At 65.9% G+C, this 24193-nt stretch carries 26 protein-coding genes; 9 read left to right on the forward strand and 17 right to left on the reverse strand.

Going from position 1 to position 24193, the window contains the following annotated elements:
* Positions 1-194 precede the first annotated feature (194 nt).
* The 6 genes from C7449_RS05335 to dnaN form a co-directional block, all read right to left on the reverse strand.
* Positions 195-1169 carry a complex I NDUFA9 subunit family protein gene (locus C7449_RS05335; protein WP_108001746.1) on the reverse strand — a complete coding sequence of 325 codons (975 nt, stop codon included), beginning with the start codon at positions 1167-1169 and terminating at the stop codon, positions 195-197.
* Between the two features lie 119 nt (positions 1170-1288).
* Complete coding sequence (locus C7449_RS05340) at positions 1289-1576, reverse strand: DUF1330 domain-containing protein (protein ID WP_108002066.1); 288 nt, start codon at positions 1574-1576, stop codon at positions 1289-1291.
* 26 nt (positions 1577-1602) lie between these two features.
* Entirely contained in the window at positions 1603-2301 is a 699-nt protein-coding gene (gene pyrF, locus C7449_RS05345; RefSeq protein ID WP_108001747.1) for an orotidine-5'-phosphate decarboxylase, read from the reverse strand.
* Between the two features lie 88 nt (positions 2302-2389).
* A complete protein-coding gene (pmtA, locus tag C7449_RS05350; protein ID WP_108002067.1) occupies positions 2390-2992 on the reverse strand; it encodes a phospholipid N-methyltransferase PmtA in 603 nt (200 codons plus the stop codon).
* A gap of 98 nt (positions 2993-3090) precedes the next feature.
* The gene (locus C7449_RS05355) at positions 3091-4026 is read right to left on the reverse strand and encodes a DUF72 domain-containing protein (protein ID WP_108001748.1); all 936 of its coding nucleotides are present in this window, start codon (positions 4024-4026) and stop codon (positions 3091-3093) included.
* A 75-nt stretch (positions 4027-4101) separates the two neighbouring features.
* A complete protein-coding gene (gene dnaN / locus C7449_RS05360; protein ID WP_108002068.1) occupies positions 4102-5220 on the reverse strand; it encodes a DNA polymerase III subunit beta in 1119 nt (372 codons plus the stop codon).
* A 243-nt stretch (positions 5221-5463) separates the two neighbouring features.
* On the opposite strand from dnaN, the gene rsmI reads away from it, so the two are divergent.
* From rsmI to C7449_RS05385, 5 genes are all read left to right on the forward strand, one after another.
* On the forward strand, positions 5464-6387 hold the full coding sequence (gene rsmI / locus C7449_RS05365) for a 16S rRNA (cytidine(1402)-2'-O)-methyltransferase (protein ID WP_108001749.1): 924 nt from the start codon (positions 5464-5466) through the stop codon (positions 6385-6387).
* A complete protein-coding gene (locus C7449_RS05370; RefSeq protein ID WP_108001750.1) occupies positions 6377-6745 on the forward strand; it encodes a YraN family protein in 369 nt (122 codons plus the stop codon). Before rsmI ends, C7449_RS05370 begins: the two co-directional genes overlap by 11 nt.
* Before the next feature lie 121 nt (positions 6746-6866).
* Positions 6867-7367, forward strand: a complete 501-nt coding sequence (locus C7449_RS05375; protein ID WP_108001751.1) for a cupin domain-containing protein — start codon at positions 6867-6869, stop codon at positions 7365-7367.
* Positions 7368-7481: 114 nt separating this feature from the next.
* The gene (gshB, locus tag C7449_RS05380) at positions 7482-8426 is read left to right on the forward strand and encodes a glutathione synthase (protein WP_108001752.1); all 945 of its coding nucleotides are present in this window, start codon (positions 7482-7484) and stop codon (positions 8424-8426) included.
* A 608-nt stretch (positions 8427-9034) separates the two neighbouring features.
* Positions 9035-10567: a YifB family Mg chelatase-like AAA ATPase gene (locus tag C7449_RS05385; protein WP_108001753.1), complete on the forward strand. Its 1533-nt coding sequence runs from the start codon at positions 9035-9037 to the stop codon at positions 10565-10567.
* A 120-nt stretch (positions 10568-10687) separates the two neighbouring features.
* Here C7449_RS05385 and cysK read toward each other — a convergent pair whose 3' ends face one another.
* Together cysK and C7449_RS05395 are read right to left on the reverse strand one after the other, a co-directional pair.
* The gene (gene cysK, locus C7449_RS05390) at positions 10688-11656 is read right to left on the reverse strand and encodes a cysteine synthase A (RefSeq protein WP_108001754.1); all 969 of its coding nucleotides are present in this window, start codon (positions 11654-11656) and stop codon (positions 10688-10690) included.
* 131 nt (positions 11657-11787) lie between these two features.
* Entirely contained in the window at positions 11788-12405 is a 618-nt protein-coding gene (locus C7449_RS05395; RefSeq protein WP_108001755.1) for a LysE family translocator, read from the reverse strand.
* 275 nt (positions 12406-12680) lie between these two features.
* On the opposite strand from C7449_RS05395, the gene C7449_RS05400 reads away from it, so the two are divergent.
* Positions 12681-13199, forward strand: coding sequence for a Dps family protein (locus C7449_RS05400; RefSeq protein WP_108001756.1), 519 nt, complete (start codon positions 12681-12683; stop codon positions 13197-13199).
* A gap of 76 nt (positions 13200-13275) precedes the next feature.
* Here C7449_RS05400 and C7449_RS05405 read toward each other — a convergent pair whose 3' ends face one another.
* A complete protein-coding gene (locus tag C7449_RS05405; protein ID WP_108001757.1) occupies positions 13276-14172 on the reverse strand; it encodes a DMT family transporter in 897 nt (298 codons plus the stop codon).
* A 120-nt stretch (positions 14173-14292) separates the two neighbouring features.
* Here C7449_RS05405 and C7449_RS05410 point away from each other — a divergent pair, with 120 nt between their 5' ends.
* Positions 14293-14733: an Lrp/AsnC family transcriptional regulator gene (locus C7449_RS05410; protein ID WP_170115815.1), complete on the forward strand. Its 441-nt coding sequence runs from the start codon at positions 14293-14295 to the stop codon at positions 14731-14733.
* 24 nt (positions 14734-14757) lie between these two features.
* Here C7449_RS05410 and C7449_RS05415 read toward each other — a convergent pair whose 3' ends face one another.
* Both C7449_RS05415 and dut read right to left on the reverse strand, forming a co-directional pair.
* Positions 14758-15651 carry a GNAT family N-acetyltransferase gene (locus C7449_RS05415; protein ID WP_108001759.1) on the reverse strand — a complete coding sequence of 298 codons (894 nt, stop codon included), beginning with the start codon at positions 15649-15651 and terminating at the stop codon, positions 14758-14760.
* Entirely contained in the window at positions 15648-16121 is a 474-nt protein-coding gene (dut, locus tag C7449_RS05420; RefSeq protein WP_108001760.1) for a dUTP diphosphatase, read from the reverse strand. Before dut ends, C7449_RS05415 begins: the two co-directional genes overlap by 4 nt.
* A 107-nt stretch (positions 16122-16228) precedes the next feature.
* On the opposite strand from dut, the gene C7449_RS05425 reads away from it, so the two are divergent.
* On the forward strand, positions 16229-17812 hold the full coding sequence (locus C7449_RS05425) for a peptide chain release factor 3 (RefSeq protein WP_108001761.1): 1584 nt from the start codon (positions 16229-16231) through the stop codon (positions 17810-17812).
* A 10-nt stretch (positions 17813-17822) separates the two neighbouring features.
* Here the strand turns inward: C7449_RS05425 and C7449_RS05430 are convergent, their stop codons facing one another.
* The 4 genes from C7449_RS05430 to C7449_RS05445 all read right to left on the reverse strand — a co-directional run bounded on the left by C7449_RS05430 (position 17823) and on the right by C7449_RS05445 (position 20801).
* Positions 17823-18683 (reverse strand): DUF2182 domain-containing protein, encoded by an 861-nt coding sequence (locus C7449_RS05430; RefSeq protein ID WP_108001762.1) that lies wholly within the window; start codon positions 18681-18683, stop codon positions 17823-17825.
* 16 nt (positions 18684-18699) lie between these two features.
* Entirely contained in the window at positions 18700-19335 is a 636-nt protein-coding gene (locus C7449_RS05435) for a DUF1326 domain-containing protein (protein WP_108001763.1), read from the reverse strand.
* 100 nt (positions 19336-19435) lie between these two features.
* Complete coding sequence (locus C7449_RS05440) at positions 19436-19840, reverse strand: GFA family protein (protein WP_108001764.1); 405 nt, start codon at positions 19838-19840, stop codon at positions 19436-19438.
* A gap of 49 nt (positions 19841-19889) precedes the next feature.
* Positions 19890-20801, reverse strand: coding sequence for a pirin family protein (locus C7449_RS05445; protein ID WP_108001765.1), 912 nt, complete (start codon positions 20799-20801; stop codon positions 19890-19892).
* A gap of 263 nt (positions 20802-21064) precedes the next feature.
* On the opposite strand from C7449_RS05445, the gene C7449_RS05450 reads away from it, so the two are divergent.
* Complete coding sequence (locus C7449_RS05450) at positions 21065-21886, forward strand: class II glutamine amidotransferase (RefSeq protein ID WP_108001766.1); 822 nt, start codon at positions 21065-21067, stop codon at positions 21884-21886.
* Positions 21887-21940: 54 nt separating this feature from the next.
* Here C7449_RS05450 and coaBC read toward each other — a convergent pair whose 3' ends face one another.
* Together coaBC and C7449_RS05460 are read right to left on the reverse strand one after the other, a co-directional pair.
* Positions 21941-23149, reverse strand: a complete 1209-nt coding sequence (gene coaBC / locus C7449_RS05455; RefSeq protein WP_108001767.1) for a bifunctional phosphopantothenoylcysteine decarboxylase/phosphopantothenate--cysteine ligase CoaBC — start codon at positions 23147-23149, stop codon at positions 21941-21943.
* A 111-nt stretch (positions 23150-23260) separates the two neighbouring features.
* Positions 23261-24058 carry a potassium channel family protein gene (locus C7449_RS05460; RefSeq protein WP_374828152.1) on the reverse strand — a complete coding sequence of 266 codons (798 nt, stop codon included), beginning with the start codon at positions 24056-24058 and terminating at the stop codon, positions 23261-23263.
* Between the last annotated feature and the right edge of the window lie 135 nt (positions 24059-24193).

Here is a 24193-nt window from a genome sequence, read left to right on the forward strand (position 1 = left end):
TGGGAAACATCAATAAGCGAACATGCTGAAGGCCGGGTAAAGACCGACGGGAGTTTTCAACTGCGGCAGAACTGCAACGTCCGGCCCGGCGTGCGGCGGCGGCGCGACGGCCGGGGCGCCGTCGCATGCTGCTTCGGGGCCCGCAGCCGCATGCCTGACGGTCGGTCCGGTTGCCTACAGCGTGCGCAAAAAGGTCAGATCGTCCCGCGCGTAAATTGCCCCTTCGGGCGATAGCGGACCAGATAGGTCGGCAGAATGGCCTCGACCAGGGCCGGCGCGATGCCGAGCGCCTCGAAGGTGCGTCCGTCCTTCTTCGCCTCGTCGGAGACGATGTTGTCCAGTCGCAGCAGCTTGACCTGGTCGGCGGTCAACGGCGGATCGACGAAGGGAACGAGGGTCGAGAGGGATCCGATCAGCGAGGCGACGCCGAAGGGCAGCGAAACAAGCGGCCGCTTCCGGTCGATGACCTGCAGCATCAGCTCGATGCACTGGCGGAACGTCAGGATTTCCGGTCCGCCGAGCTCGTATGTAGTACCCTTGGCAACCTTGCCGTCGACGGCAAGCGCCACCGCCTCGGCGACGTCCGCCACGTAGACCGGCTGGAACTTGGTGTGCCCGCCGCCGACCAGGGGCAAGACGGGTGCGAAGCGCGACATGTCGGCGAACTTGTTGAAGAAGCCGTCCTCGGGCCCGAAAATGATCGAGGGACGCAAGATCACCGCCTCCGGCAGAACCTTGCGGATGGCGAGTTCGCCGCGCCCCTTGGAGCGGGCGTACCCCGATGGCGACTGTGCGTCCGCGCCGATCGCGGAAATGTGCGTCAGCGTGGCACCGCGCGCGCGGGCGGCCTCGGCAACGGCGCGTGCGCCAAAGTCCTGCACGGCGTCGAAGCGGTTGCGACCCTTCTCGAAGAGGATGCCGACGCAGTTGACCACATGGTCAGCGTCCTGCACGGCCCGGTCGACCGAGTCGCGGTAGCGCAGGTTCGCCTGGACGTAGGAGATCTGGCCGAGGCCGCCGAGCGGCTGCAGGAAGCCGGCAAGGTCGGGGCGCCGGACAGCGACCCGGATGCGATAGCCGCGCCTCGCCAGTGCCCGCACCACATGTCGACCGACGAATCCGGACCCGCCGAAGACGGTGACCTGCGGCGGAAGATTGGAAAGGCTCATGCGGGATGCTCCTGGAATAGGCACGGTGGGTGCCGCCTACATAGCCGAAAGAAACCGGCAGGTGAAGGCTTGTCTGTGGCGCCGTTCTCCGCGTCGTCCGTGCCGCTCGCGGCCGCTCGTCAGACGCCTTCGACCACCACCATTTCCGCGTCTGCGACCTCCTGGCGGATGGCCGCGGCGATCTGGTATTCGGGCGAGTTGTAGCAGTCGATCGCCGCCTGCATCGACGGGAATTCGATCACCACGTTGCGGGCGCGCACCTGCCCCTCCAGCTTCTGGAACGTGCCGCCGCGCGCCAGGAAGACTGCTCCGTACTTCTCGAACGCCGGCTTTGCCGCCGCGACATAGTCCTTGTAGCGCTCGGTGTCGCGGACATCGACGCGCGCGATCCAGTATCCCTTGGCCATGGTTTCCTCCTCGGTGTGCATTGTGGCTAAGATTGAAGCGCGGCCGACATTTCGGCAAGGATCGCCTCGGCCGCCGCAACAGGATCGTCCGCCTTTACGATCGGCCGTGCGACGACCAGGTGGCTCGACCCGGCCCTGAGCGCCTCGGCCGGCGTCATTACCCGCTTCTGGTCACCCTTTTCGGCGCCGGCCGGGCGGATTCCCGGCGTGACGATCGCCATGTCCGCGCCAACGACCTTGCGCACGGCGGAGGCCTCCTCGGCCGAGCAGACGATGCCGCCCATGCCGGCCGCGCGTGCCTGGTCGGCGCGGCGCAGGACGAGTTCGTGCGGGGAGCATTCGTAGCCGGCCTCGGCGAGGTCCTGCGCGTCCATCGAGGTCAGCACGGTGACCCCGAGCAGGCAGAGGCCGGAGCCTTGCGCCGCCTCGACGGCCGCCCGCATCGCCTTCGGATAGGCGTGCAGCGTCAGCATCGACATGCCCATCTTGGCAATGTTCTCGACACCCTTCGCAACCGTGTTGTCGATGTCGAGCAGCTTCATGTCGAGGAAGACCTTCTTGCCGTCCCGAACGAGATCACGGGAGAGTTCGAGCCCGCCGGCGAAGACGAGCTGATAGCCGATCTTGTAGAAGAGAACGCTGTCGCCGAGCGCTCGCACCTTGGCCTCGGCCTCGGCGACGGTCGGAACATCAAGGCCGACGATCAGGCGTTCGCGTGCATCCATGGTGACATACCTCTCCACAATTCCGTCGCCGTCCAGTCGCACGGGACGGGACTGTCCGCAAGCGCAGCGCAAAAAGATTGCGGGCCTTTCAATGCGTCCGGCGATAGGTCCAGAGTTGCGCCGGCGGAATGTTGCGAACCACGAAATCGAGATGGCTGATCTGGTAGCGGCCGGGCATGGCGGGAACCGGGGAAACGGGTCCGTAGGAGATCTGCACCACCGGTCGGCCCGCCGGAATGCGGTTCAGCAGGCCTTCGATCAACGCCACGCGGCGGTGCGCCGGGAAGTTCAGAAGCGGCACGGCGGAAATGACGCTGTCGAACTTCTGGTCCCTGAGGGTTCCGAGCGCGGTGTCGAGGTCAAACGCATCGCCGTTGACGAACTGCACGCCCGCGAAGCGTTCGACTAGGTGGTTGTAGAATTCCGTCGAGTACTCGACCGAGACAACCTTTTCTGGTGCGAGCCCCGTCTCGAGGATCGCCTTGGTGATCGCGCCCGTGCCGGGGCCGAGTTCGAGGACGGGGAGGCCTGACGTCGGATTGATGACGCTGGCCATCCGGCGCGCCGTCACCGAAGAGGTCGGGATGATCGAGCCGACAGCGCGAGTATTGCTGATCCAGCCCTTGAAGAAGCGGATTTCCTCGTCGAATTTCCTGCCGAGCCGTTCCTTGACCTTCCCGCGCAAATTCATGTCCACTCCCCCCGAATTGACGGCTGCTACCTATGCTTCTTCCGGATGATTCGGAAGACACTCCGGAAGTATTTGTTTCCGCATGCGGCAAAAACAAGTCATCTTGCGACGGTTTCAGGCTCCGCGGTTGTCGTTCTCGTGGCGACCGGGGCGGGAGGAATACCCAGCCGCCTTGCCAGCGACCGCGCATCGAACGGCGCCCTGAGCTTTACGTCCGTATTGTCGAAGTAGACGAACACATCGCGGCCCCTGTTGCGCGGCGCCGTTGCCGGCAGAAGACGTCGGGCATCGTCCGGCTCCCGGCCCTCGGCCCAACTGCGGACGCGATCGGCCCAGATGTCGAGCGCCGCGTCGTCGTAGCCGCTGACATAGAGCCTCTCCGACCCGTGCAGGCGGCAGTAGACGAAGTCGGCGGTGAGATCCATCAGCAGCGGCCAGTCCACCGTGTCGGCGCAAACGAGCGCCACCCGGTGACGGCGCAGCAGTTCGACGAATTCTTCCGTGCAGAAGCTTTCGTGCCGGATCTCGACGGCGTGCCGTATTGCCTGTGTCGCATCGGTTTTCAGCCACGCCCGTCCGTTGAGGCGCTCGTCATGGCGTTTTGCCAGCGCGACCGCCTCGTCGGGATCGTGCGGCAGCAGTGCGAGGAAAGCCGCGAAACGCTCCGCGTCGAACCGCATCCGCGGCGGAAACTGCCACAGGATCGGCCCGAGCTTCGGTCCCAGCCGCAGCACGCCTGATGCGAGGAAATTGGAAAGAGCCGCCTGCGCTTCCTTCAGTCGCAGCATGTGGGTGATGTAGCGCGATCCCTTGATCGCGAACACAAAATCGTCCGGCGTTTCCTCCCGCCAGTGGCCGAAGGCCTCCGGTCGCTGCAGGCCGTAGAAGGTGCCGTTGATCTCGATCGAGCGAAACTGTCTGGAGGCGTAGGCGAGTTCGTCGTTCTGGACGAGGCCCTTCGGATAGAACACGCCGCGCCAGGGCTTGTAGGTCCAGCCGGAAATGCCGATCCGAACCGTTCCTGTCCTTGCCATGCCTGCTCCTCCACCGCCGGATCGTCGGCGGCACGGGAGAAACCGGCGGGACGCGTCTTCGTTCCGCGGCGCGGATCAGACGCGCATCGGCATCAGCACGTAGAGCGCATCGTCACCGGCGAGATCCCGCACGAGCGTCGGCGAGCCCGGATCGGCGAGCATGAACACCGCCTCGTCACCGGAAAGCTGGGCGGTGATGTCGAGCAGGTACTTGGCGTTGAAGCCGATCTCCAGCGGATCGTTGTCGTAGCCGACCGGCAGCTCTTCGGTGGCGCTTCCCGAATCCGGGTTGTTGACCGTCAGGGTCATCTGTCCGTCGGCCAGGGCCAGCTTCACAGCGCGGCCGCGTTCAGACGAGATCGTCGAGACGCGGTCCACGGCCTGGGCGAAGGACTGGCAGTCGATCCGCAGTTCCTTCTCGTTGCTGGTCGGGATGACGCGCTGGTAGTCGGGGAAGGTGCCGTCGATCAGCTTCGAGGTCAGGATGACCGAGCCGATCGTAAAGCGGATCTTTGCATCCGAAACCTCCACGGTCACTACCAGGTCCGGATTGTCGACCAGCTTCTGCAACTCGCCGACGGTCTTGCGTGGGATGATGATGCCCGGCATGCCCTCCGAGCCGGACGGCGCCTCGACGTCGGCGCGGGCCAGGCGGTGGCCGTCGGTGGCGACGGCCCGCAGCTTCAGCTGGCCGGCGTTCTCGATCGTGTGGATGAAAATGCCGTTCAGGTAGTAGCGCGTCTCCTCCGTCGAGATCGCGAACTGCGTCCGGTCGATCAGCATCTTCAGGTCGGTCGCCTTCAGGCGGAAGGTGTGGCTGAAGCTTCCGGCGGTCAGGTCCGGGAAGTCCGACTGCGGCAGGCACTGCAGCGAGAACTTGGAGCGGCCGGAGGCAACCGTCATCGCCGCACCGTCCGGCGTGTTGGCGAGCAGCACCTCGGAGCCATCCGGCAGCTTGCGCACGATGTCGTAGAGCAGGTGCGCCGGAACGGTCGTGGCTCCGGCCTGTTCGATCTGGGCCGGCGTCGACTCGGTGATTTCCAGGTCGAGGTCGGTCGCCTTCATCTCCAGGTTTCCGCCGTCGGCGCGCAACAGGACGTTCGACAGGATCGGGATGGTGTTGCGCCGCTCGACCACGCGATGGACGTGGTTCAGCGATTTGAGGAGATTGGACCGTTCGATGGTAATACGCATGGATCTACCGCTCTCGACCGCTGCCTGCCGGGCGAGCCGGCGCGGCATCATTCTTGCTTTCCGACGGGCGCCGGAAGGATGTGGACGGGCAAATTGGCAGATTTTTGCGTTCGAATGCAAGGGGTACCGCGATCGCGGCAGGGGATATCGCGCCCATGCATCGCCTGTCCGGGCTTGCCGCCTGCCCGGGGCTCGCCCATAAGGAGACCACGCGTGCATGGCAACAGGAACGGACCGCTCGGAATGCAGGAAGAACCGCGCAAAGGCGGCGCAGCCCCCGCCCGCAGCTACCGTCTCCACGGCACGGTGGTGGAGGCGCGCCCGCTCGAGCCCGCCCTCTATCTGGTGGCGACGCCGATCGGCAATCTCGGCGACATCACCCTGCGCGCGCTGGAGACGCTCGCCGGCGCCGACGTGCTCGCCTGCGAGGACACCCGCGTCACCCGGGTGCTGCTCGACCGCTACGGCATCGCCACCCGCCCCTACGCCTATCACGAGCACAATGCCGACGAGGTCGGCCCGAAGCTGGTCGCGGCTCTCGACAACGGAAAGTCCGTGGCGCTCGTCTCCGATGCCGGCACGCCGCTCGTCTCCGATCCCGGCTACCGCCTCGGCCATCTGGCACTGGCGGCCGGCCACAAGGTCGTCCCCATCCCAGGCGCCTCGGCGCCGCTTGCAGCGCTTGTCGGCTCCGGTCTTCCGAACGATGCCTTCCTGTTTGCCGGCTTCCTGCCGGCCAAGGACAAGGCGCGGCGCGACCGGCTGGGCGAACTCGCCCGCGTGCCGGCGACGCTGATTTTCTTCGAATCGCCGCACCGGATCGGCGCGACCCTTGCCGCTGCCGCAGATGTTTTGGGGGGCGATCGGCCCGCCGCCGTCTGCCGCGAACTGACAAAGACCTTCGAGGAATTCCGCCGCGCGCCGCTCGCCGAGCTGGCGGCGCATTACGAGGCCAATCCGCAGGTCAAGGGCGAGATCGTGCTGGTGATCGGCCCGCCCTCGGCGGAGGTCCCGCCCGACAGCGCCGATGTCGATGCGCTGCTCGCCGCGCTTCTGCGCGACCTGCCGGCCGGCAAGGCTGCGACCGAAGCGGCGCGCCAGACCGGCCTGCCGCGCCGCGAACTCTACCAGCGGCTTGTCCGCATGAAGGCCGGCGATGGCGACTGAGGCGGAAAGGGGATTGCGCCGCAAGGCGCTGCGCCGCGGCCACGTCGCGGAATTCATCGCCGCCCTCTATCTGATCGCCAAGGGGTACCGGATCCTCGCCATCCGCCATCGAACCAAGCTCGGCGAGATCGACATCATCGCCCGCAAGCGCGACCTTGTCGCCTGCGTCGAGGTGAAGGCGCGGCGGAGCGAAGAGGCCGCGGTCCACGCCGTCACCGGCACCACGCAGCACCGCATCCGGGCGGCGAGCGATCTCTGGCTTGCCCGCCAGCCGGACGCACACCTTCTGTCGATCCGCTACGACATCGTCGCCGTCCGGCCCTGGCGTCTGCCCCGGCACCTGCCGGATGCCTTCTGATCAAGCCGCACCACCCATCCTATCGAGCAATGATAGCGACCGTTAAAATGCGAGCGAAACGCTGAACCTCGCCCTTACCTTCCGCCGCTATGATCCTCGCCTCGATCCGAAGGGGAAGTTCATGGCCTGGAAACTGATGCTTGCGAGCGCGATCGGCATGGCGGCGAGGACGTTGCCGGTGCGCACGGCGCTGCCGCCGCCGCTGATCGCGGCTTCGATTGGCGAGATGGAAATGGTCGACGCGCCGATCGAGCCCGCCTGGATCGTCGCGGGCGAACCGCGGGCGCGGCTGGCGCTGCATTCGCGCGGTCACGACGACCAGTCGACCACGGCGGTCTGGGACTGCACGGCCGGCACCTTCCGCTGGCATTTCGGCTGGGACGAGACAGTGATGATCCTGGAGGGCGAGGTGCACGTCACGGCCGAGGACGGCAGCGAACGGACGCTGCGTGCCGGCGATATCGCCTATTTCGCCGGCAGGACCTGGGCGACGTGGCGGGTGGACGACTACGTCCGCAAGATCGCCTTCTGCCGCAAGCAGTACCCCGCACCGGTGGCAATGGCCCTTCGCCTGCGTGCCATGATGCGTCCCGGCAGCGCCGGCGGCGGTCTGGCCGCCTGACCTCGGAGACGCAAGAGGCGCGGGGGCAAATCTGGCCATGTCTGCCCCTAACCGACCGTTGCGTTTACCGCATCGCGCGCCTAAATGTGGGCGGCAATTCCTGAGGATCATTCCATGGCAAACATCAAGAACGTCGCGGTCCAGATGGATCACGTGTCCTCCATCAACATCGGCGGCGATTCCACCTTCGCCATGAGCCTTGAGGCGCAGAACCGCGGCTACCAGCTCTTCCACTATACGCCGGACAAGCTCAGCCTGCGCGACGGCAAGGTCTTCGCAACGGTCGAGCCGATGCGGCTGCGCGACGTCCATGGTGACCATTATGAACTGGGCGAGCCGGAGCGGATCGACCTGTCGACCATGGACGTGGTGCTGCTGCGCCAGGATCCACCCTTCGACATGGCCTACATCACCTCCACCCATCTTCTGGAGCGCATCCATCCGAAGACCCTGGTGGTGAACGACCCCGCCTGGGTTCGCAACTCGCCGGAGAAGATCTTCGTCACCGAATTCGCCGACCTCATGCCGTCGACGCTGATCACCCGCGACCCGACCGAGATTCGCCGCTTCCGCGAGGAACTGGGCGACATCATCCTCAAGCCGCTCTACGGCAATGGCGGCGCCGGCGTGTTTCACTCGACCCGCGACGACCGCAATCTGTCCTCGCTTCTGGAAATGTTCGGCCAGATGTTCCGCGAGCCCTTCATCGCGCAGGCCTACCTGCCGGAGGTGCGCAAGGGTGACAAGCGCATCCTGCTCGTCGACGGCGAGCCGGTCGGCGCGATCAACCGCGTCCCCGCCGAGCATGACGCCCGCTCCAACATGCATGCCGGTGGCCGCCCCGAGGCGACCGAGCTGACGGCCCGCGAAATCGAGATCTGCAAGCGCATCGGCCCGTCGTTGCGCGAACGCGGCTTCCTGTTCGTCGGCATCGACGTCATCGGCGACTATATGACCGAGATCAACGTGACCTCGCCGACCGGCATTCGCGAAGTGAAAAAATTCGGCGGCGCCGATGTCGCAAGCCTGCTGTGGGACGCGATCGAGCGTAAGCGGTGACGGCTGGTTCAGGTCTCCCGAGGGTGTCAGCCGTTTCGGGCAAGACTTGAACAAGAACTTGCAGCAGGTCGCGTGCATCCGTTGTCACGCGACCTGCCGTTTCTCATTCGCAAGCCGCGAGTACGGTTTTTCTGCGGTCGGGGCGACACCACCACCGCGCCTGCCGGCTGCGGACGCCTCCAACCCTGCTGATCGATCCCAGTTGCCTTCTGCGGTTTGAACCGTGGGGCGGAACGCGCCAGCGGCGAACGCTTGCCGGATGCCCGGGCGTCATCACGAGCCGGTCCGTAAGCCGTCGGCCGGATCGCATGTTCGCCGGCGACGTGCGATGTGGCGACCGCCTTCAATCCATACCGTAATCTGTCGGAGGCCCAACAGGTCGCCGCCGCCTGTCTGTTCCGGGCTTGCAACCTGGTACAGCCTCTGCGGGAATTAATCGCGCGTTTGTTCGTTAATTGTTCTTGTTACATTCCGTGTTTCGTGCAAGATTGTCAACCGCAACTATAGGATGGGTTGTGTGGGGCGACAGAAGGCGCCCCGGAGTGCTGCGGCCGAATTGGATATCGATCGGTTGGTTCAGCGGCATGAGGCCGTTGGGGGGACGTTTCATGGTGGCACGGGTGAGCACGGTGGCGTTTCAGGGGATCGACGGCGTGCCCGTCGAGGTCCAGGTGATGGTTGCCCCCGGCAAGATCGGCATGCAGATCGTCGGGCTTCCGGACAAGGCCGTCGCTGAAAGCCGCGAGCGCGTCCAGGCGGCGCTGCATGCCTCCGGTCTTTCGCTCCCCGCCAAGCGGGTCACGGTCAACCTCGCGCCGGCCGACCTGCCCAAGGAGGGCAGTCACTTCGACCTTCCGATCGCGCTCGGCCTGATGGCGGCGCTCGGCGCCATTCCCGCCGATGCGCTCGGGGGATATGTCGTCATCGGCGAGCTCAATCTCGACGGCACGATCGCGGCAATCGCCGGTGCCCTGCCGGCGGCGATCGGCGCCAATGCGCTCGGCAAGGGGCTCATCTGCCCGGCCGACAGCGGCGCCGAGGCGGCCTGGGCCGGCGCGGATCTCGATATCCTGGCGCCGCGCAGCCTGATCGCGCTTGCCAATCACTTTCGCGGCACCCAGGTGCTGACGCGCCCCGCCCCCGCCATCCGGGCCGCGCCGACGAGCCTGCCGGATCTTGCCGACATCAAGGGGCAGGAGAGCGCCAAGCGGGCGCTAGAGGTTGCCGCCGCCGGCGGCCACAATCTTCTGATGGTCGGCCCGCCCGGCTCGGGCAAATCGATGCTGGCGGCCCGCTTGCCGTCGATCCTGCCGCCGCTGTCGCCGGCCGAGCTGCTTGAAGTCTCGATGATCCATTCGGTCGCCGGCCAGCTTTCGGGCGGCAGGCTGTCCGACCGGCGCCCCTTCCGGGCCCCACACCACTCGGCGACGATGGCCGCGCTTGTCGGCGGCGGCCTGCGCGCCCGCCCCGGCGAGGCCTCGCTTGCCCACCACGGCGTCCTGTTCCTCGACGAACTCCCCGAGTTCTCGCCGCCGGTGCTCGACGCGCTTCGCCAGCCGCTGGAGACCGGCGAGTGCGTGATTGCCCGGGCCAACCACCGCGTCAGCTATCCGGCGGCCATCCAGCTGATCGCCGCCATGAACCCGTGCCGCTGCGGCATGGCGGGAGAGCCCGGCCAGGTCTGCGCCCGCGGCCCGCGCTGCGCTTCCGACTATCAGGGCAGGATCTCGGGACCGCTCATGGATCGTATCGACATCCGCATCGACGTGCCTGCGGTGTCGGCCGCCGACCTGATCCGCCCGATGCAGGCCGAGCCGAGCGCTGCCGTGGCGGCGCGGGTGGCCCGCGCCCGCGAAGCCCAGCGTGACCGGTTCCACGTCCTGGGCAGCCCGCAGGTTGCGACCAACGCCCGTGCCTCGACCGCACTGATCGAGCACATCGTCGAGCCTGATCCGGGCGGGCTGCAATTGCTGCGCGACGCGGCCGAGAAGATGCGTTTTTCCGCCCGCGGCTATCATCGTATCCTGAAGGTCGCCCGCACGCTCGCCGACCTGGACGGCAAGGACACGGTCGGCCGCATCCACGTGGCCGAAGCGATATCCTATCGCATCGCCGGAGAGCGGCTGATGGCGGCGGCCTGAGGGGGGCTCAGGCGGCTTCACGGCCCCTGGCGCGCCTGCGCCGCTTTCGATGCCCGATCACCGGGCAGGGGCTCCGGATCCGGCGGCCGCGCGAACGGCCGCCTCGGAGGCTCGAAGATGCTAGCTGACCAGTCCCTCGAAGAGGGCGGTCGAAAGGTAGCGCTCGGCGAAGGAGGGGATGATCACGACGATGTTCTTGCCTTCGCTCTCCGGCCGGCGGCCAACCTTGATCGCCGCCGCCAGCGCCGCGCCGGCGGAAATGCCGACCGGCACACCCTCGAGCCGCGCCACCAGCCGGGCTGTGTCGAAAGCCTCGTCGTTGGTGATGGTGACGACCTCGTCATAGATCTCCGTATCGAGGATCGCCGGCGCAAAGCCGGCGCCGATGCCCTGGATCTTGTGCGGGCCGGGATTGCCGCCGGACAGGACCGGGCTGTCGGCCGGCTCGACGGCAACCACCTTGAAGCCCGGCTTGCGCGCCTTCAGCACCTGGCCGACGCCGGTGATCGTGCCGCCGGTGCCGATGCCCGAGACGAGGATGTCCACCTGCCCGTCGGTGTCATTCCAGATCTCCTCCGCGGTCGTCTTGCGGTGGATTTCCGGATTGGCCGGGTTTTCGAACTGCTGCGGGATGACCGCGTCGGGGATCGTCGCCGCCAGTTCCTCGGCCTTGGCGATCGCCCCCTTCATGCCCTTCGGGCCCTCGGTCAGGACCAGCTCCGCGCCGAGCAGCGCCAGCATCTTGCGGCGTTCGACCGACATGGTTTCGGGCATGGTCAGGATCAGCCGGTAGCCCTTCGCCGCCGCGGCGAAGGCAAGTGCAATGCCGGTATTGCCCGAGGTCGGCTCCACCAGCGTCGACTTGCCGGGGATGATTTTGCCCTGCGCCTCGAGCGCCGCGATCATCGCCACGCCGATGCGGTCCTTGACCGAGGCGATCGGATTGAAAAATTCCAGCTTGGCCAGCAGGTTTGCCTTGACGTCCTTCTCCTTCGCCAGCTTGTCGAGCCGCACGATCGGGGTGTCGCCGATGGTTTCGGTGATGGAGGCATACACGCGGCCGCGGCCGGGCTTGCGGGGTTCAGACATATCGAGCTCCCTAGTCTACAGTGTCGGCAGAATAGGTTCTCGGGCGTGCGGATGCCAGTGCCGATTCACCCATGGATTGCTCCGCGAGTGGAAAATTCGCTTGCCGATCCGCTTGCCGGCAAATCTTTATTTCACGCGGCGCGGATCGCGATATAGGCCGCGGTGCTGGCGAGTATGCCGGCGGCAAGGCGGTTCAGGGTGCGCAGCGCGGTCGGCTTCTTCAGAAGAACGCGGGCCCGCGAGGCCAGCGCCATATAGGGCATCAGCACCGTCAGCAGCACGACAAAGGTCGTACCGAGCAGCAGCCCGTACTCGTCAAGCCCGATGGCGCTGAGATCGATCAAGGTCGGCACCAGCGCGACGTAGAACAGCATCACCTTCGGGTTGCCGAGCGTCACCAGAAGGCCGGAGAGAAGTGACATCATGTTGCCGGAGGGCCGCCGCGATTCGACCTCCTGCGCCACCAATCCGGTCGTCCAGAGCTTGCCGGCGACATAGACGAGGTAGAGGGCGCCTGCGATCTTGATTATCATGAACGCGGTGGTGAAGGTCTGCGCTATAAAGGCCAGTCCGAGGATGACCGCGGTCAGATAGACGATGTCACCGAGGATGAGGCCCAGGCCCATGAAGAAGGCTTCGCGGAACCCCGTGCCGAGCGCCCGCGCGACGAGAGCGGTAATCCCCGGCCCGGGGATCGCCGCGGCGATGAAGAGCGCCCCGCAATAGGCAAGCAATGCGGCAAGGGTCATGGAAGGTCTCGCGTTTTGAGGTTGTCTACGCCACAGCCGTATCGCTTTCAAGCGGTCTCCACACTGTCGTTCTGCGGCGCTCCGGTGCTTCATCGGCGGGAGCCGCCCGGACAACCTGGCAGAGAGATTGTTGAAGATCGGGCGGGGCGCTCTAACTTTCGTTTCGTCATCCGCGGGCAAACGCCGGCCGCCCCATTCAGGCATCGGCAAGCCCGGGATGGTCGTCCGCCCGGATGGCGGCCACCGGGCTTTCCGCCTTGCCAAGGAGAGAACGCATGTCCCCGAATCCCGTCGAAAAGCACAAGCGTGCGCCCCTGACGACCCCTTCTGACCTCGGCTCGAACGCGATCACCGACATTTCCGCCGCCTTGAGGGCGTTGCTGGCCGACACGTTCGCGCTCTACATGAAGACCAAGAACTTCCATTGGCACGCTTCGGGGCCGCACTTCCGGGACTATCACCTGCTCCTCGATGAGCAGGCCCAGCAGATATTTGCCACCACCGACGACATCGCCGAGCGCGCCCGCAAGATCGGCGGCACGACGCTGCGCTCGATCGGCCATATCGCCCGCCTGCAGCGCATTCCCGACAATGATGCCGATTACGTCACCCCTCAGGACATGCTGGCGGAACTTCGCGAGGACAACCGGCACCTGATCTCGATCCTGCGGGAGACCCATGACCTGTGCGACGAGCACAACGACGTTGCGACCGCCAGCCTGATCGAAAACTGGATCGACGAGGCCGAGCGCCGCACCTGGTTCCTGTTCGAGGCGACGCGACAGTCCAAGTAGGCGATTGCTCCCGGGGCGGCCCGGCGCCGGGCGAAGCGGCCGGTGTATCTGGGCCGCTCGGGCCGGGGTTTCGAGGCTAGCTGGCGTTGCGGCGCAGCATGCGCATCGGCGACCAGCCGAGGTTCATGCCCATCGCGGCGATCAGGATCACGGCGGAGCCGACGACCTGCATCGGCTGAAGGGCGTGGCCGAAGGCGATGCGGTCGACAAGGATTGCCGCGACGGGATAGATGAAGGACAGCGCGCCGGTCAGATGGGTCGGCAGCTTCTGGATTGCCCCGTAGAGCAGCACATACATCAGCCCCGTATGGACGGTGCCGAGCGTCGCAAGGCTCGACCAGGCGGCCGGAGTGGACGGCAGGTCCGAAAAATCGGCGAACGGCAGCAGCATCACGACGCCGGTGGCGACCTGGATCAGGGCGATCAGGTGCGGCGGCGTGCCCTTCAGCCCCTTGGCGGCGATGGCGGCCAGGGCGTAGAAGAAGGCCGCGCCGAGCGAAAACGCGATACCAAGTGCATAGTCGGCGCCGCCGAGACCGCCGGCGGGCTTCGCCTGCACGATGGCGACCATCCCGGCAAAGGACATTCCCAGCCAGAACAGCTTGGCTGCCGTGACCTCCTCCTTGAAGAACAGCGCGCCGAGTGCCAGCAGCATGAACGGCTGGGTATTGTAGACGGTGGTGGCGATCGAGATCGAGGCCAGCGGGTAGGCGCCGAACAGCAGCAGCCAGTTGGCGACGATCGCGATGCCGCCGAGGACGGCGAGAGCAAAGCGCTTACGGGTGAGCAGGCCGGAGCGCAGCAGCCCGAGCATTCCGCAGATGACCGCAAGGGCGACCGTGCCGATCACACACCGCCAGAACACCACGTTCAGCGCCGGCTGGCCCGAGACCAGCACGAACCAGCCGATCGTTCCGGAAATCAGCATCGCCGCGATCATTTCGACCACGCCGGTCCGGGTTGTTTTGTCCATGAGGGGCCTCCTTCGAGCCAGGCGCGGAGAGTACTGGCCCATGCCAAGGATCTCAATGGCATTATTTAGGAGATATGCTAAGTTTGCCTAATTTTTTAAGGCAAAGGGAGCTGAAATATGATTCTCGATGAGATTGATCGACGCCTTTTGTCGATGCTGGCGGAGAACGCGCGCCTGTCCCTCAAGGAGCTGGCCGCTACAACGGAGCTGTCGTCGCCGAGCGTGGCCGAACGGCTGCGCAAGCTGGAGGAGCGCGGCGTCATCGACGCTTTTACCATCGACGTCAATCCGCAGCACATCGGTTATTCGCTGCAGGCGATCGTCAGGGTGCGACCGCTGCCCGGCCAGTTGCACATTGTCGAGCGGTTGATCCAGGAAATGCCGCAGTGCGTCGAGTGTGACAAGGTCACCGGCGACGACTGTTTCGTTGTCAGGCTCTACCTGCGCTCGATGGAGGAGCTCGATACCCTGCTCGACGGCATCGCCGAACGGGCGCAGACGAACACATCGCTGGTGAAGGCCACGCCCGTGAAGAGGCGTCTGCCGGGACTGTCCCCTTAGCGCGGCAACCGATCCCGGCCGGCGTCAGAACTCGGCCATCGGCGAAAGCCGGCCAGGCCGCGACGGCATGAGCCCGGTCTTGCCGCGCACCATGAACTGCAGGTCGACGGTTTCGGCCACCGCTTCTCCCTTCCAGTCCAGGCGGTCGGGCGGAAACGCCGCCTCCACCCTTTCCGGGCGCACGCCGAGCGCCTGCAGGATCGTGACGAGCGACGGCACCTCGGCTGCAACAACGTCGAGCAGTTCGAAGGGGCCATTGTCCGCGGCACGCCAGGCGATCACGGCATCCTGCGCGGGCAGGTAACTCAGTGTGAGGTCGTCCAGAAACAGCGCGTTGATTAAAAACATCGTCGCTTGACCGCAGACGGCGAAATGCTGCGAGACGGGCGAGCGTGCGCGCAGCAGACGCTGCAGCAGCGCAAGATCGGCCGCGTCGTGCAGGTCGAGCCGCCGCATCGACGGGGACGATCCCGTCGGAACGATAGGCGCGGGGCCGGAAAACCGGTGCTGCGGCACGACCTCAAAGCCATGGGGCTCGTAGAGGGCGGGCTTGTCGGTGTAGAGCGCAACCGCCTCGAACCCGAGCGCATCGCAGCGTTCGACGGTCCGACGGACGAGATCCCGGAAAAGTCCGCGGCCGCGGTAGTCGGTCCGTACTGCGCCCGATTGCAGGCCCGCGGCCTTGACCGTCCTCCCGTTGATCAGGAGCGGCATCGAAAAGGCGGTGAAGTTGGCGACGCAGCGCCCGGCCGCGTCGAAATAGGCCGATGGCAGGCTGCTCGGGTCGGGGCCGCCCAGCCGGTCGAGGGGGCCGAGATCGATGCCAAACACGTCCTCGAGCAGATCCTTGAGCGCTGCCCATGCCGCGGGATCGCCGAGAAAGTCCTCCCGGTAGACAAGTCCGCTGCGGTCGCTCATTGCACGCCGGTCGAACCGAAGCCACCGGCACCGCGACCGGTGCCGCCGGCGATGTCCGCCTCCCGCACCGCCGCCTGCACCACGGGTGCGATCACCATCTGCGCAATGCGCATGCCGCGCTCGACGACGAACTTTTCGTCGCCGAGATTGACCAGCAGAACCTGCACCTCGCCGCGATAGTCGCTGTCGATCGTACCGGGCGTGTTGAGGCAGGTGATGCCGTGCTTGAAGGCAAGCCCGGAGCGCGGCCGCACCTGTCCTTCGTATCCCTCGGGGATTTCAAAGACGAAGCCGGTCGGCACCAGCGCCCGCTTGCCCGGCCGGATCACCAGGCGCTCGCCTTCGCCGATGGCCGCGCGCAGGTCCATGCCGGCTGCGCCAGCGGTCTTATAGGCGGGCAGTTCGAGGCCGGTGGCATGCGGCAGGCGGACGAGTTTCAGGGTCGGATGGGGATCGTTTCGCATGTTCATCCCTCATTTGCGGATCGGTGGCCCGCCGGGTCAACGGCACGAAACGCGAATTGAAAGTTTTCCACGGAACCGTTACATAGCCCGCGATCAACAGGATTTTCACACGCATGGCCGAAAGTCTCGCCGAGGCGGTCTCCCGCCGCCGCACATTCGCTATTATTGCGCACCCGGACGCGGGTAAGACAACGCTCACCGAAAAGCTGCTCCTGTTCGGCGGTGCGATCCAGCTCGCCGGTGAGGTCAAGGCCAAGAAGGATCGCATCCAGACGCGTTCGGACTGGATGAAGATCGAGCGCGAGCGCGGCATTTCGGTCGTCACCTCGGTGATGACCTTCGAATACGAAGGCAATGTCTTCAACATTCTCGACACGCCCGGTCACGAAGACTTCGCCGACGACACCTATCGGACGCTGACGGCGGTCGACGCGGCCGTCATGGTCATCGACGCCGCCAAGGGCATCGAGCCGCGGACCTTGAAGCTGTTCGAGGTGTGCCGCATGCGCGACATCCCGATCATCACCTTCATCAACAAGATGGACCGCGAGAGCCGCGATCCCTTCGAGATTCTCGACGAGGTCGAGGAGAAGCTGGCGCTGGACTGCGCGCCCGTCACCTGGCCGATCGGCCGCGCCAAAACCTTCTGCGGCTCCTATCACCTAGCCACCAACGAGGTGCGCGGCGCCGACACGCAGGAGCGGCTGACCAAGGTCAACGATCCCGAAATGGCGTCGCATCGCCTGCCCGAGAACGAGCGCGAAGCCTTTGTCGAAGAGTTGACGCTGGCGATCGAGGCCTGCAAGCCGTTCGACAAGAAGGCCTTCCTCGAAGGCCACCTGACGCCGGTGTTCTTCGGCTCGGCCCTGCGCAACCTCGGCGTCCGCGACCTCATCAATGCGCTCGGGGCCTACGCGCCGCCGCCGCGCGACCAGGTGGCGGATATCCGGACCGTTCATGCGGCGGAAGACAAGATGACGGCGTTCGTCTTCAAGATCCAGGCGAACATGGACCCGAACCACCGCGACCGAATCGCGTTTGCCCGCGTCTGCTCCGGCAAGCTGGAGCGCGGCATGAAGGCCCGATTGGCGCGCACCGGCAAGCAGATCGGGCTCACTGCGCCGCAGTTCTTCTTCGCCTCGCAGCGGCAATTGGCCGATACCGCCTATGCCGGCGACGTGGTCGGCATTCCGAACCACGGCACCTTGCGCATCGGCGACACGCTGACCGAAGGCGAGGCGCTCGTCTTTGAAGGCGTTCCGAATTTCTCGCCGGAGATCCTGCGCCGCGTCCGGCTCGAGGACGCCATGAAGGCGAAGAAGCTGAAGGAAGCGCTGCACCAGATGGCGGAAGAAGGCGTCGTCCAGCTCTTCTCGCCGGAGGACGGTTCGCCGGCGATCGTCGGTGTCGTCGGCGCCCTGCAGCTCGACGTCTTGAAGGAGCGCCTGCAGCAGGAATACGGCCTGCCGGTTTCATTCGAGATGTCGCGCTTTTCGGTCTGCCGCTGGATCTCCGCCGACAATCCGGCGGATCTGGAAAAGTTTGTCACCGCGCGGCGGGGCGATATCGCCCGCGACCTCGACGGCGACCCGGTGTTCATGGCGCAGGATGCGTTTTCGCTGCGCTACGAGCATGAACGCTATCCGGCGATCAAGATGGTGGCGATCAAGGAGTACCACGTCGCCAAGGCGGCGTGAGCTCGAGGCCTCACTGAAGCCCTCTGAAGATGAACCAGGCGCCGACGCCGACGAGAAGCGCGCCGGCGATCCGCCCGATGCGGTCGCCGCCCGGCACGACCTTTTCGGCGAGCACCAGGATCGCGATGGCGGCGATCCAGAGAATGTTCATCACCCCGCCGACGAACAGAAGCAGCATCAGCGGCCAGCAGCAGCCGAGGCAATAGGCGCCATGCTGCACGCCCATGGCAAGCGCGCCGGCCGGATCGCGCCGGAAACCGCCGGCCGCATGCAGGAAGGCCACCGGCGCTCGGCACTTGCTCAGGCATGCGTGCTTGAGCGGCGTCCATTGGTAAAGGCCGGCGATGATGAGCAATGAACCGTTGAGGATGGTGCTGCTGCTTTCCATCATCGGCGTCAGCAGTAGCGCCCGATCGAGCAGGAACTGGGCCAGCGTCGCCGTCACCGAGAAGCCGAACCAGACCGCAAGATAGCCGGCGCCGAACACGCCGGTCGCCGCGAACGGCGCACCCTGCGCGGCGGCGTGCCGGCCGACCCGGGCATAAAGCAGGAGCATCGGTGCGGCCGAGGGCAGCATCATCCCGATCATCATGACGAACCACATGGTGAACACGAGCGCGGCGTCGCCAGGGCTCCAGGCGGGCGGGCTTCCCGTCGACCCTGCCATGCCGGACATGTCCATCCCCGGCGTGGCCTGCATACCCTCCATGCCGGACATGTCGTTCATGCCAGTCACCGGCATGCCGCCGTCACCCATTGAGGATGCCAGGGAGAGAAGGTAGAGCCACGCAAGCGCCGAGATCGCTGCAAGGGATAGCGCAACGATGACGCGGTCTCGCCGGAGAATCCTGTCGAGCGCTGAAACCGCCATGGCCTCACCGGACCATCTAATGGACGACACCGGTTTCGGTCATGTGGAGGCGGGCGAAATGGGCGTGGCTGTCGGCGAGCGACAGCGCCAGCGGGCCCTTGATTGCCGCCCAGCCGCGGCCGACTTCGCAGGTGTCATACTCGAATCCCTGCGGCAGGTTGACGCGAACACGGTGCTCGTCACCGGTTACCGGATTGCGGATCGGCTCGCCCCGCGCGTCGATCCACCCTGGAACGCTGACCCGCGCCGTCCGCTTCTCCAGGTCGACATCGAAGTCGATCTGCGCAAACACCGGGTCGTGCACCGTGTCGAAGGTCGTGGCAAAGACGGCGAAGAAGGTGGCACCGGGTTCGGTGTCCTGGCCGCTCATGATGCGTAGCAAGGCATCGCGCTGTTCCGGCGAGGCACGCTCGTCGATGATCGGAATGCACTGGCCATGGCCCTCGTGAATCGCGCCCGGCCAGGTCGCGATCATTGCGATCCGCAGCCCGTCCAGGCTGGTATCCCCATGAAAGCCGCTCTCGATGTCGATCACCCCGGCCGCTTGGCAATTGCCGTGCGAGGGAAGGCCGTTGAACTGGCAGGGACAGCTATAGTCGCAATTGCACTGGATGAATTCACGTCCCTGCAGCTTCCATTTGACGCTCGCCATGACGCCCTCCAGCCCGTGAAGATTAGAAAAATCTAATGTACGCCCCACGGCTTTCGGTTGTCCAGTCGGGTCTTCAGACCGGGACACCGATGCACTTCCACTATTCTTCGTCTCGCCTGGGAAGCCGGCCGATATCGTTAACCCATGCAAGGGACGAGCGACACCAGATCTGCTTGGTCGGCGAGAGCTGCCGGCGCTGGTCGATCGTGCCGACGCGGATCCCGACCTCCTCGGCATCCTCGCCCTCGCCGGTGCGATAGCAGGGGGAGCCGCATCTGGGGCAGAAATACTGGAGGCTCCTGTTGCCGCTGTCGCCGACCTTCACATAGATCGAAGGCGCACCGCCGGTCAGCCGGAAGTCCTCGGTCCTGGCGGTGGTGCTCACGCGATAGGCGGAACCGGTCAGCCGCTGGCAGTCGGTGCAGTGGCAGATCGAAACGCGCGTCGGATCGATCTCCGCCTCATATCGGATAAAGCCGCAATGGCACTGGCCGGTTATGTGCATCGGTACCTCCCGCCGTCTCCGGCAGGAGGTAGGTCGATGCGTCCAGGCGTCAATGCGCCGGTTTGATGAAGGTGCCGTTCCGCAGCTCTTCCATCGCCTGCTGCAGCTCCGCGCGGGTGTTCATCACGATCGGCCCGTGCCAGGCGACCGGCTCCTGGATCGGCTTGCCGGTGACGAGCAGGAAGCGGATGCCTTTCTCGCTGGCCTGCACGGTGACGTTGTCACCGGTATCGAACACCACCAGCGTCCTATTGCCGGAGAGATCGCGGATGTTCAGTTCCTCGCCCTGGAATTCCTTCTCGACCTTGACGCCGAAGGGCTTCGAGGCGTCGCGGAAGGTGCCGGAGCCTGCGAAAATGTAGGCGAATGCGGACCGGTAGGTGTCGACCGGAATGGTCTTCTTCTTTCCGGGCGGCACCGAGACGTCGAGATAGACCGGTTCGGCGGCGATGCCGTCGACCGGGCCCTGCTTGCCCCAGAAGCCACCGCTGATTATGCGCACCGCCGTGCCGTCGTCGTCGACCACGACCGGGATATCGGCGGACTTGATGTCCTGATAGCGCGGCGCCGTCATCTTCAGCGACGAGGGCAGGTTGGCCCACAGCTGGAAGCCGTGCATGCGGCCGGCGAAATCGCCCTTTGGCATCTCCTGATGCAGGATGCCGCTGCCGGCCGTCATCCACTGAACGTCGCCGGCGCCCATGGTGCCGCGGTTGCCAAGGCTGTCGCCGTGCTCGACCGTGCCTGCCAGCACATAGGTAATCGTCTCGATGCCGCGATGGGGGTGCCAGGGGAAGCCGCGGATGTAGTCGGCGGGGTCGTCGTTGCGGAAGTCGTCCATCATCAGGAAGGGATCGGTCATGGACGGATCGCCGAAGCCGAAGACGCGGTGCAGTTTCACGCCGGCTCCCTCCATGGCCGGGCGGGCGATGCTTTCATGCTTGACGGGGCGTATGGACATGCAAGGTCCTTTCAGAGGGGTTCACAGTGCCTCGAAATATAGGTTGTCCAGCCGAAGGTTGAAAACATCGCCGATCGAAACGCAGTGTTCATGAAAACGCCTGCACCGCACGGACCAGGCATCCGGACCATAGTGGTGCAGGCGGCTCGGCGGCGTTTACTTTCGTTAACACATTATTACCCTTTTTCGCTGATTCTGGTGGGAGCGGGGTCGATGCATTCGTTCAGGGCCGGCGACAGGCTGGCAGAAAGCGGGTCCAGCCAATGTGCCGATGGGCAGCCTATCGCGGTGAACCGATCTATCTCGAGGAGCTGGTCTCCTCGCCGGCGCATTCGCTGATCGAACAGTCCCACTGCGCGACGCGGGCGAAGACGGCGACGAACGGCGACGGCTTCGGCATCGCCTGGTACGGGGAGCGACCGGAGCCGGGGCGCTACCGCGACATCCTGCCAGCCTGGTCGGACTGCAACCTGAAGAGCATCGCCCGGCAGATCCGCTCGCCGCTGTTTCTCGCGCATGTGCGGGCCGCCACCGGCGGTGGCACCCGGCGCGACAACTGCCATCCCTTCGTCCACGGCGTCTGGTCCTTCATGCACAATGGCCAGGTCGCCGATTTCGAGCACCTCCGCCGTCCGCTGGAGATGATGCTCGACGATGAGCTTTATGCCGCCCGCACCGGGGCGACGGATTCGGAGCTGCTGTTTCTGCTCGCCCGGCAGTTCGGACTCGCCCGCGACCCGCTCGCCGCCATGGCCGAGGCGATCTCGGTCGTCGAGCAGCTAGCGCAGCGTCTGGGGTGCAGGGTGCTGGTGCGCTTTACCGCGGCCTTTTCAGACGGCCGCACGCTCTACGCCGTGCGCTACTCCACCGACGATCTGGCCCCGACGCTCTATGCGGCGCCGATGGGCGGGGCGGGCGGCTATTGCCTGGTCTCCGAGCCGTTGAACGACGACACCGAAGCCTGGGTGGAAGTTCCCGACGGCAGCGCCGTCGTGGTCGGCGCCGACGGTATCGACGTGCGGCTCTTCGCGCCTCACGGCCATTGTGTCGCCAAGGACCCGGAACTCGCCGCCATCGTCAGCTGACACCGCGCAGTTGCCGGAAGCCCGGATATCCCAGACCATGGAGCGGTGCCGCTCTTACGGACCGAGCCGCTCGGCGATCAGCGCCGCCAGGCGCGCTGCCACCTCGTTCTTGTCCAGGTCCGGCCAGGCGTCGACGCCGTCCTTGCTGACGATACTGACGCTGTTGCGGCTGCCGCCCATGATGCCGGTTTTCGGCGAGACGTCGTTGGCGACGATCAGGTCGGCGCCCTTCCGCTTCAGCTTCTCGCGCGCGTTCGCCTCCACCTCCTGCGTCTCGGCGGCGAAGCCGACGACGAGCTTCGGGCGCTGCGCATGGTGGCCGATCGTCTTCAGAATGTCGGGGTTCTCGGCCAGTTGCAGGGGCGGCGGCGCCTCGCCGGGTTTCTTCTTGATCTTCTGCCCGCCTGCGGTCGCCACCCGCCAGTCGGCGACGGCCGCGACCATCACCGCGATGTCGGCCGGCAGCGCCGCAAGGACGCCGTCCAGCATCTCTTCGGCCCGCTCGACATGGATGGTGCGTACGCCGGCCGGATCAGCGATCTCGACCGGGCCGGAAACCAGCGTGACGTCCGCGCCGAGCCGGGCCAGCGCCGCGGCGATCGCGTGGCCCTGCCGGCCCGAGGAGCGGTTGGCGATGTAGCGCACCGGGTCGATCGGCTCGTGTGTGGGGCCGGAGGTGACGATCGCACGCCGGCCGGCAAGCGGCTTGGGCCCTTCGTCCAGAAGGTTCTCGATTGCGGCGACGATCTCCAGCGGCTCGGCCATGCGTCCGAGACCGGCCTCGCCGCCTTCGGCCATCTCGCCGGCATTCGGCCCGACGAAGCGAACCCCGTCGCCGGCGAGTGTGCCGGCGTTGCGTCGCGTGGCAGCATGCGCCCACATCTTCGGGTTCATCGCCGGCGCGACCAGCACCGGCCGGTCGGTGGCGAGCAGCACGGTGGAGGCGAGGTCGTCGGCAAGGCCGTTCGCCATCTTCGCCATTAGGTCGGCAGTGGCAGGGGCCACGAGCACGAGATCGCAGTCGCGCGCCAGGCGGATATGGCCGACGTCCTGCTCGTCCTCACGCGAAAAGAGGTCGGTGAAGACGTGGCCGGACGACAGTGCGCCGACTGCAAGCGGGGTGACGAACTGCTGGGCGCCGGCGGTCATGATCGGGATCACGGTGGTGCCGCGCTCGCGCAGCCGACGGATCAGGTCGAGGCTCTTGTAGGCGGCGATGCCGCCCGAGACGATCAGAAGAATGCGCTTGTCCTTCAAGGTCATGAGCCGGTCCCATCCGTCGCGATCAGACCCCGCCGGGCGGGGGTTCGAGGTTCCTAGCGCATAACGGCGCAAACCGGAATGAAATTCCGCGGTTGGCCTGGGGCAGACCCATCACGTCCCCTCGTCGGGAATGTTCAGCAGGAGGCCGCAGGCCTTGCAATGCACCGCATCGGCGTCGTGGCGGCGCAGCCCGCATTGCGGGCATTGGAAGATGACCTTGTGCGGTCGGACGATCGTCTGCGCCAGCCGCACGAACAGCGAGATGCCGATGATCATGGTGACGATCGAGGTCAGCTTGCCGAGCGTGCCCGGGAGCGTGATGTCGCCGAAGCCGGTGGTCGTCACAGTGGCGACGGTGAAATAGAGCGCGTCGACAAAGCCGCTGACATTCTCGGCATAGAAGAAGGTCGAGTAGACAAAGCCGGTGACGAGGAACAGGAAGACCAGGAAGTTGATGCAGGCCTGGATCGTGTCCTCGTATTCGACAAGGCCCCGGCGCCTGAGGATCAGCGAGAAAAGCCGGCTATGGCTGATCGCCCAGATGCGCAGCGCGCGGAGGAAAGCGAAGTTGGCGAGCTGGTTCGGAAAGAGCAGGGTGCCGAGGATGGCAAGGTCCACCCACGTCATCGGCCGGCCGAGCCAGTAGCGCAACGTCGGCGCCACCAGCATGCGCGCCACGAGTTCGCAGGCAATGATGACGGCGACGACATAGTCGACGACAAGATAGGCCTGGCCGGCGCGCAGGTAGGGGCCGATCAGGAAGAAGGCGATGATGGCGAGATCGACCATCATCATGGCGAACTGGAAGGCGAGCGCGGCCGGATGGCTGCCGTAGTAGAGGCTTCGCAGTCGCCGGCGCAGCACCTCCATCAGCGGGGCGGATCGATCGGTGTGCGCTCGCTCATCCATGTCTATGCCTTGCCGCTTTCGGGTCAAGCGCGCCGGCCGTCGCGATCGTGGCTGCGCCGCACCATCGCCGGGGCGCGGCCGGATCGGGGCTGGTTGACCGAAGGCCGGCGCGGGAAAAGCACGTCAACCTTCCTG

The organism is Mycoplana dimorpha (genome assembly GCF_003046475.1).
In the GTDB taxonomy this organism is placed as follows: Bacteria; Pseudomonadota; Alphaproteobacteria; order Rhizobiales; family Rhizobiaceae; genus Mycoplana; species Mycoplana dimorpha.

Coding starts and splice junctions, on each gene's coding strand:
- C7449_RS05445 (WP_108001765.1), bottom strand. CDS start 20,801: ATGTCCATACGCCCCGTCAAGCATGAAAGCATCGCCCGCCCGGCCATG.
- C7449_RS05375 (WP_108001751.1), top strand. CDS start 6,867: ATGGCCTGGAAACTGATGCTTGCGAGCGCGATCGGCATGGCGGCGAGG.
- gshB (WP_108001752.1), top strand. CDS start 7,482: ATGGCAAACATCAAGAACGTCGCGGTCCAGATGGATCACGTGTCCTCC.
- C7449_RS05355 (WP_108001748.1), bottom strand. CDS start 4,026: ATGGCAAGGACAGGAACGGTTCGGATCGGCATTTCCGGCTGGACCTAC.
- pmtA (WP_108002067.1), bottom strand. CDS start 2,992: ATGAATTTGCGCGGGAAGGTCAAGGAACGGCTCGGCAGGAAATTCGAC.
- cysK (WP_108001754.1), bottom strand. CDS start 11,656: ATGTCTGAACCCCGCAAGCCCGGCCGCGGCCGCGTGTATGCCTCCATC.
- C7449_RS05335 (WP_108001746.1), bottom strand. CDS start 1,169: ATGAGCCTTTCCAATCTTCCGCCGCAGGTCACCGTCTTCGGCGGGTCC.
- pyrF (WP_108001747.1), bottom strand. CDS start 2,301: ATGGATGCACGCGAACGCCTGATCGTCGGCCTTGATGTTCCGACCGTC.
- C7449_RS05340 (WP_108002066.1), bottom strand. CDS start 1,576: ATGGCCAAGGGATACTGGATCGCGCGCGTCGATGTCCGCGACACCGAG.
- rsmI (WP_108001749.1), top strand. CDS start 5,464: ATGCAGGAAGAACCGCGCAAAGGCGGCGCAGCCCCCGCCCGCAGCTAC.
- coaBC (WP_108001767.1), bottom strand. CDS start 23,149: ATGACCTTGAAGGACAAGCGCATTCTTCTGATCGTCTCGGGCGGCATC.
- dnaN (WP_108002068.1), bottom strand. CDS start 5,220: ATGCGTATTACCATCGAACGGTCCAATCTCCTCAAATCGCTGAACCAC.
- C7449_RS05435 (WP_108001763.1), bottom strand. CDS start 19,335: ATGGCGAGCGTCAAATGGAAGCTGCAGGGACGTGAATTCATCCAGTGC.
- C7449_RS05405 (WP_108001757.1), bottom strand. CDS start 14,172: ATGGACAAAACAACCCGGACCGGCGTGGTCGAAATGATCGCGGCGATG.
- C7449_RS05415 (WP_108001759.1), bottom strand. CDS start 15,651: ATGAGCGACCGCAGCGGACTTGTCTACCGGGAGGACTTTCTCGGCGAT.
- C7449_RS05430 (WP_108001762.1), bottom strand. CDS start 18,683: ATGGCGGTTTCAGCGCTCGACAGGATTCTCCGGCGAGACCGCGTCATC.
- C7449_RS05370 (WP_108001750.1), top strand. CDS start 6,377: ATGGCGACTGAGGCGGAAAGGGGATTGCGCCGCAAGGCGCTGCGCCGC.
- C7449_RS05400 (WP_108001756.1), top strand. CDS start 12,681: ATGTCCCCGAATCCCGTCGAAAAGCACAAGCGTGCGCCCCTGACGACC.
- dut (WP_108001760.1), bottom strand. CDS start 16,121: ATGAACATGCGAAACGATCCCCATCCGACCCTGAAACTCGTCCGCCTG.
- C7449_RS05425 (WP_108001761.1), top strand. CDS start 16,229: ATGGCCGAAAGTCTCGCCGAGGCGGTCTCCCGCCGCCGCACATTCGCT.
- C7449_RS05385 (WP_108001753.1), top strand. CDS start 9,035: ATGGTGGCACGGGTGAGCACGGTGGCGTTTCAGGGGATCGACGGCGTG.
- C7449_RS05460 (WP_374828152.1), bottom strand. CDS start 24,058: ATGGATGAGCGAGCGCACACCGATCGATCCGCCCCGCTGATGGAGGTG.
- C7449_RS05440 (WP_108001764.1), bottom strand. CDS start 19,840: ATGCACATAACCGGCCAGTGCCATTGCGGCTTTATCCGATATGAGGCG.
- C7449_RS05450 (WP_108001766.1), top strand. CDS start 21,065: ATGTGCCGATGGGCAGCCTATCGCGGTGAACCGATCTATCTCGAGGAG.
- C7449_RS05395 (WP_108001755.1), bottom strand. CDS start 12,405: ATGACCCTTGCCGCATTGCTTGCCTATTGCGGGGCGCTCTTCATCGCC.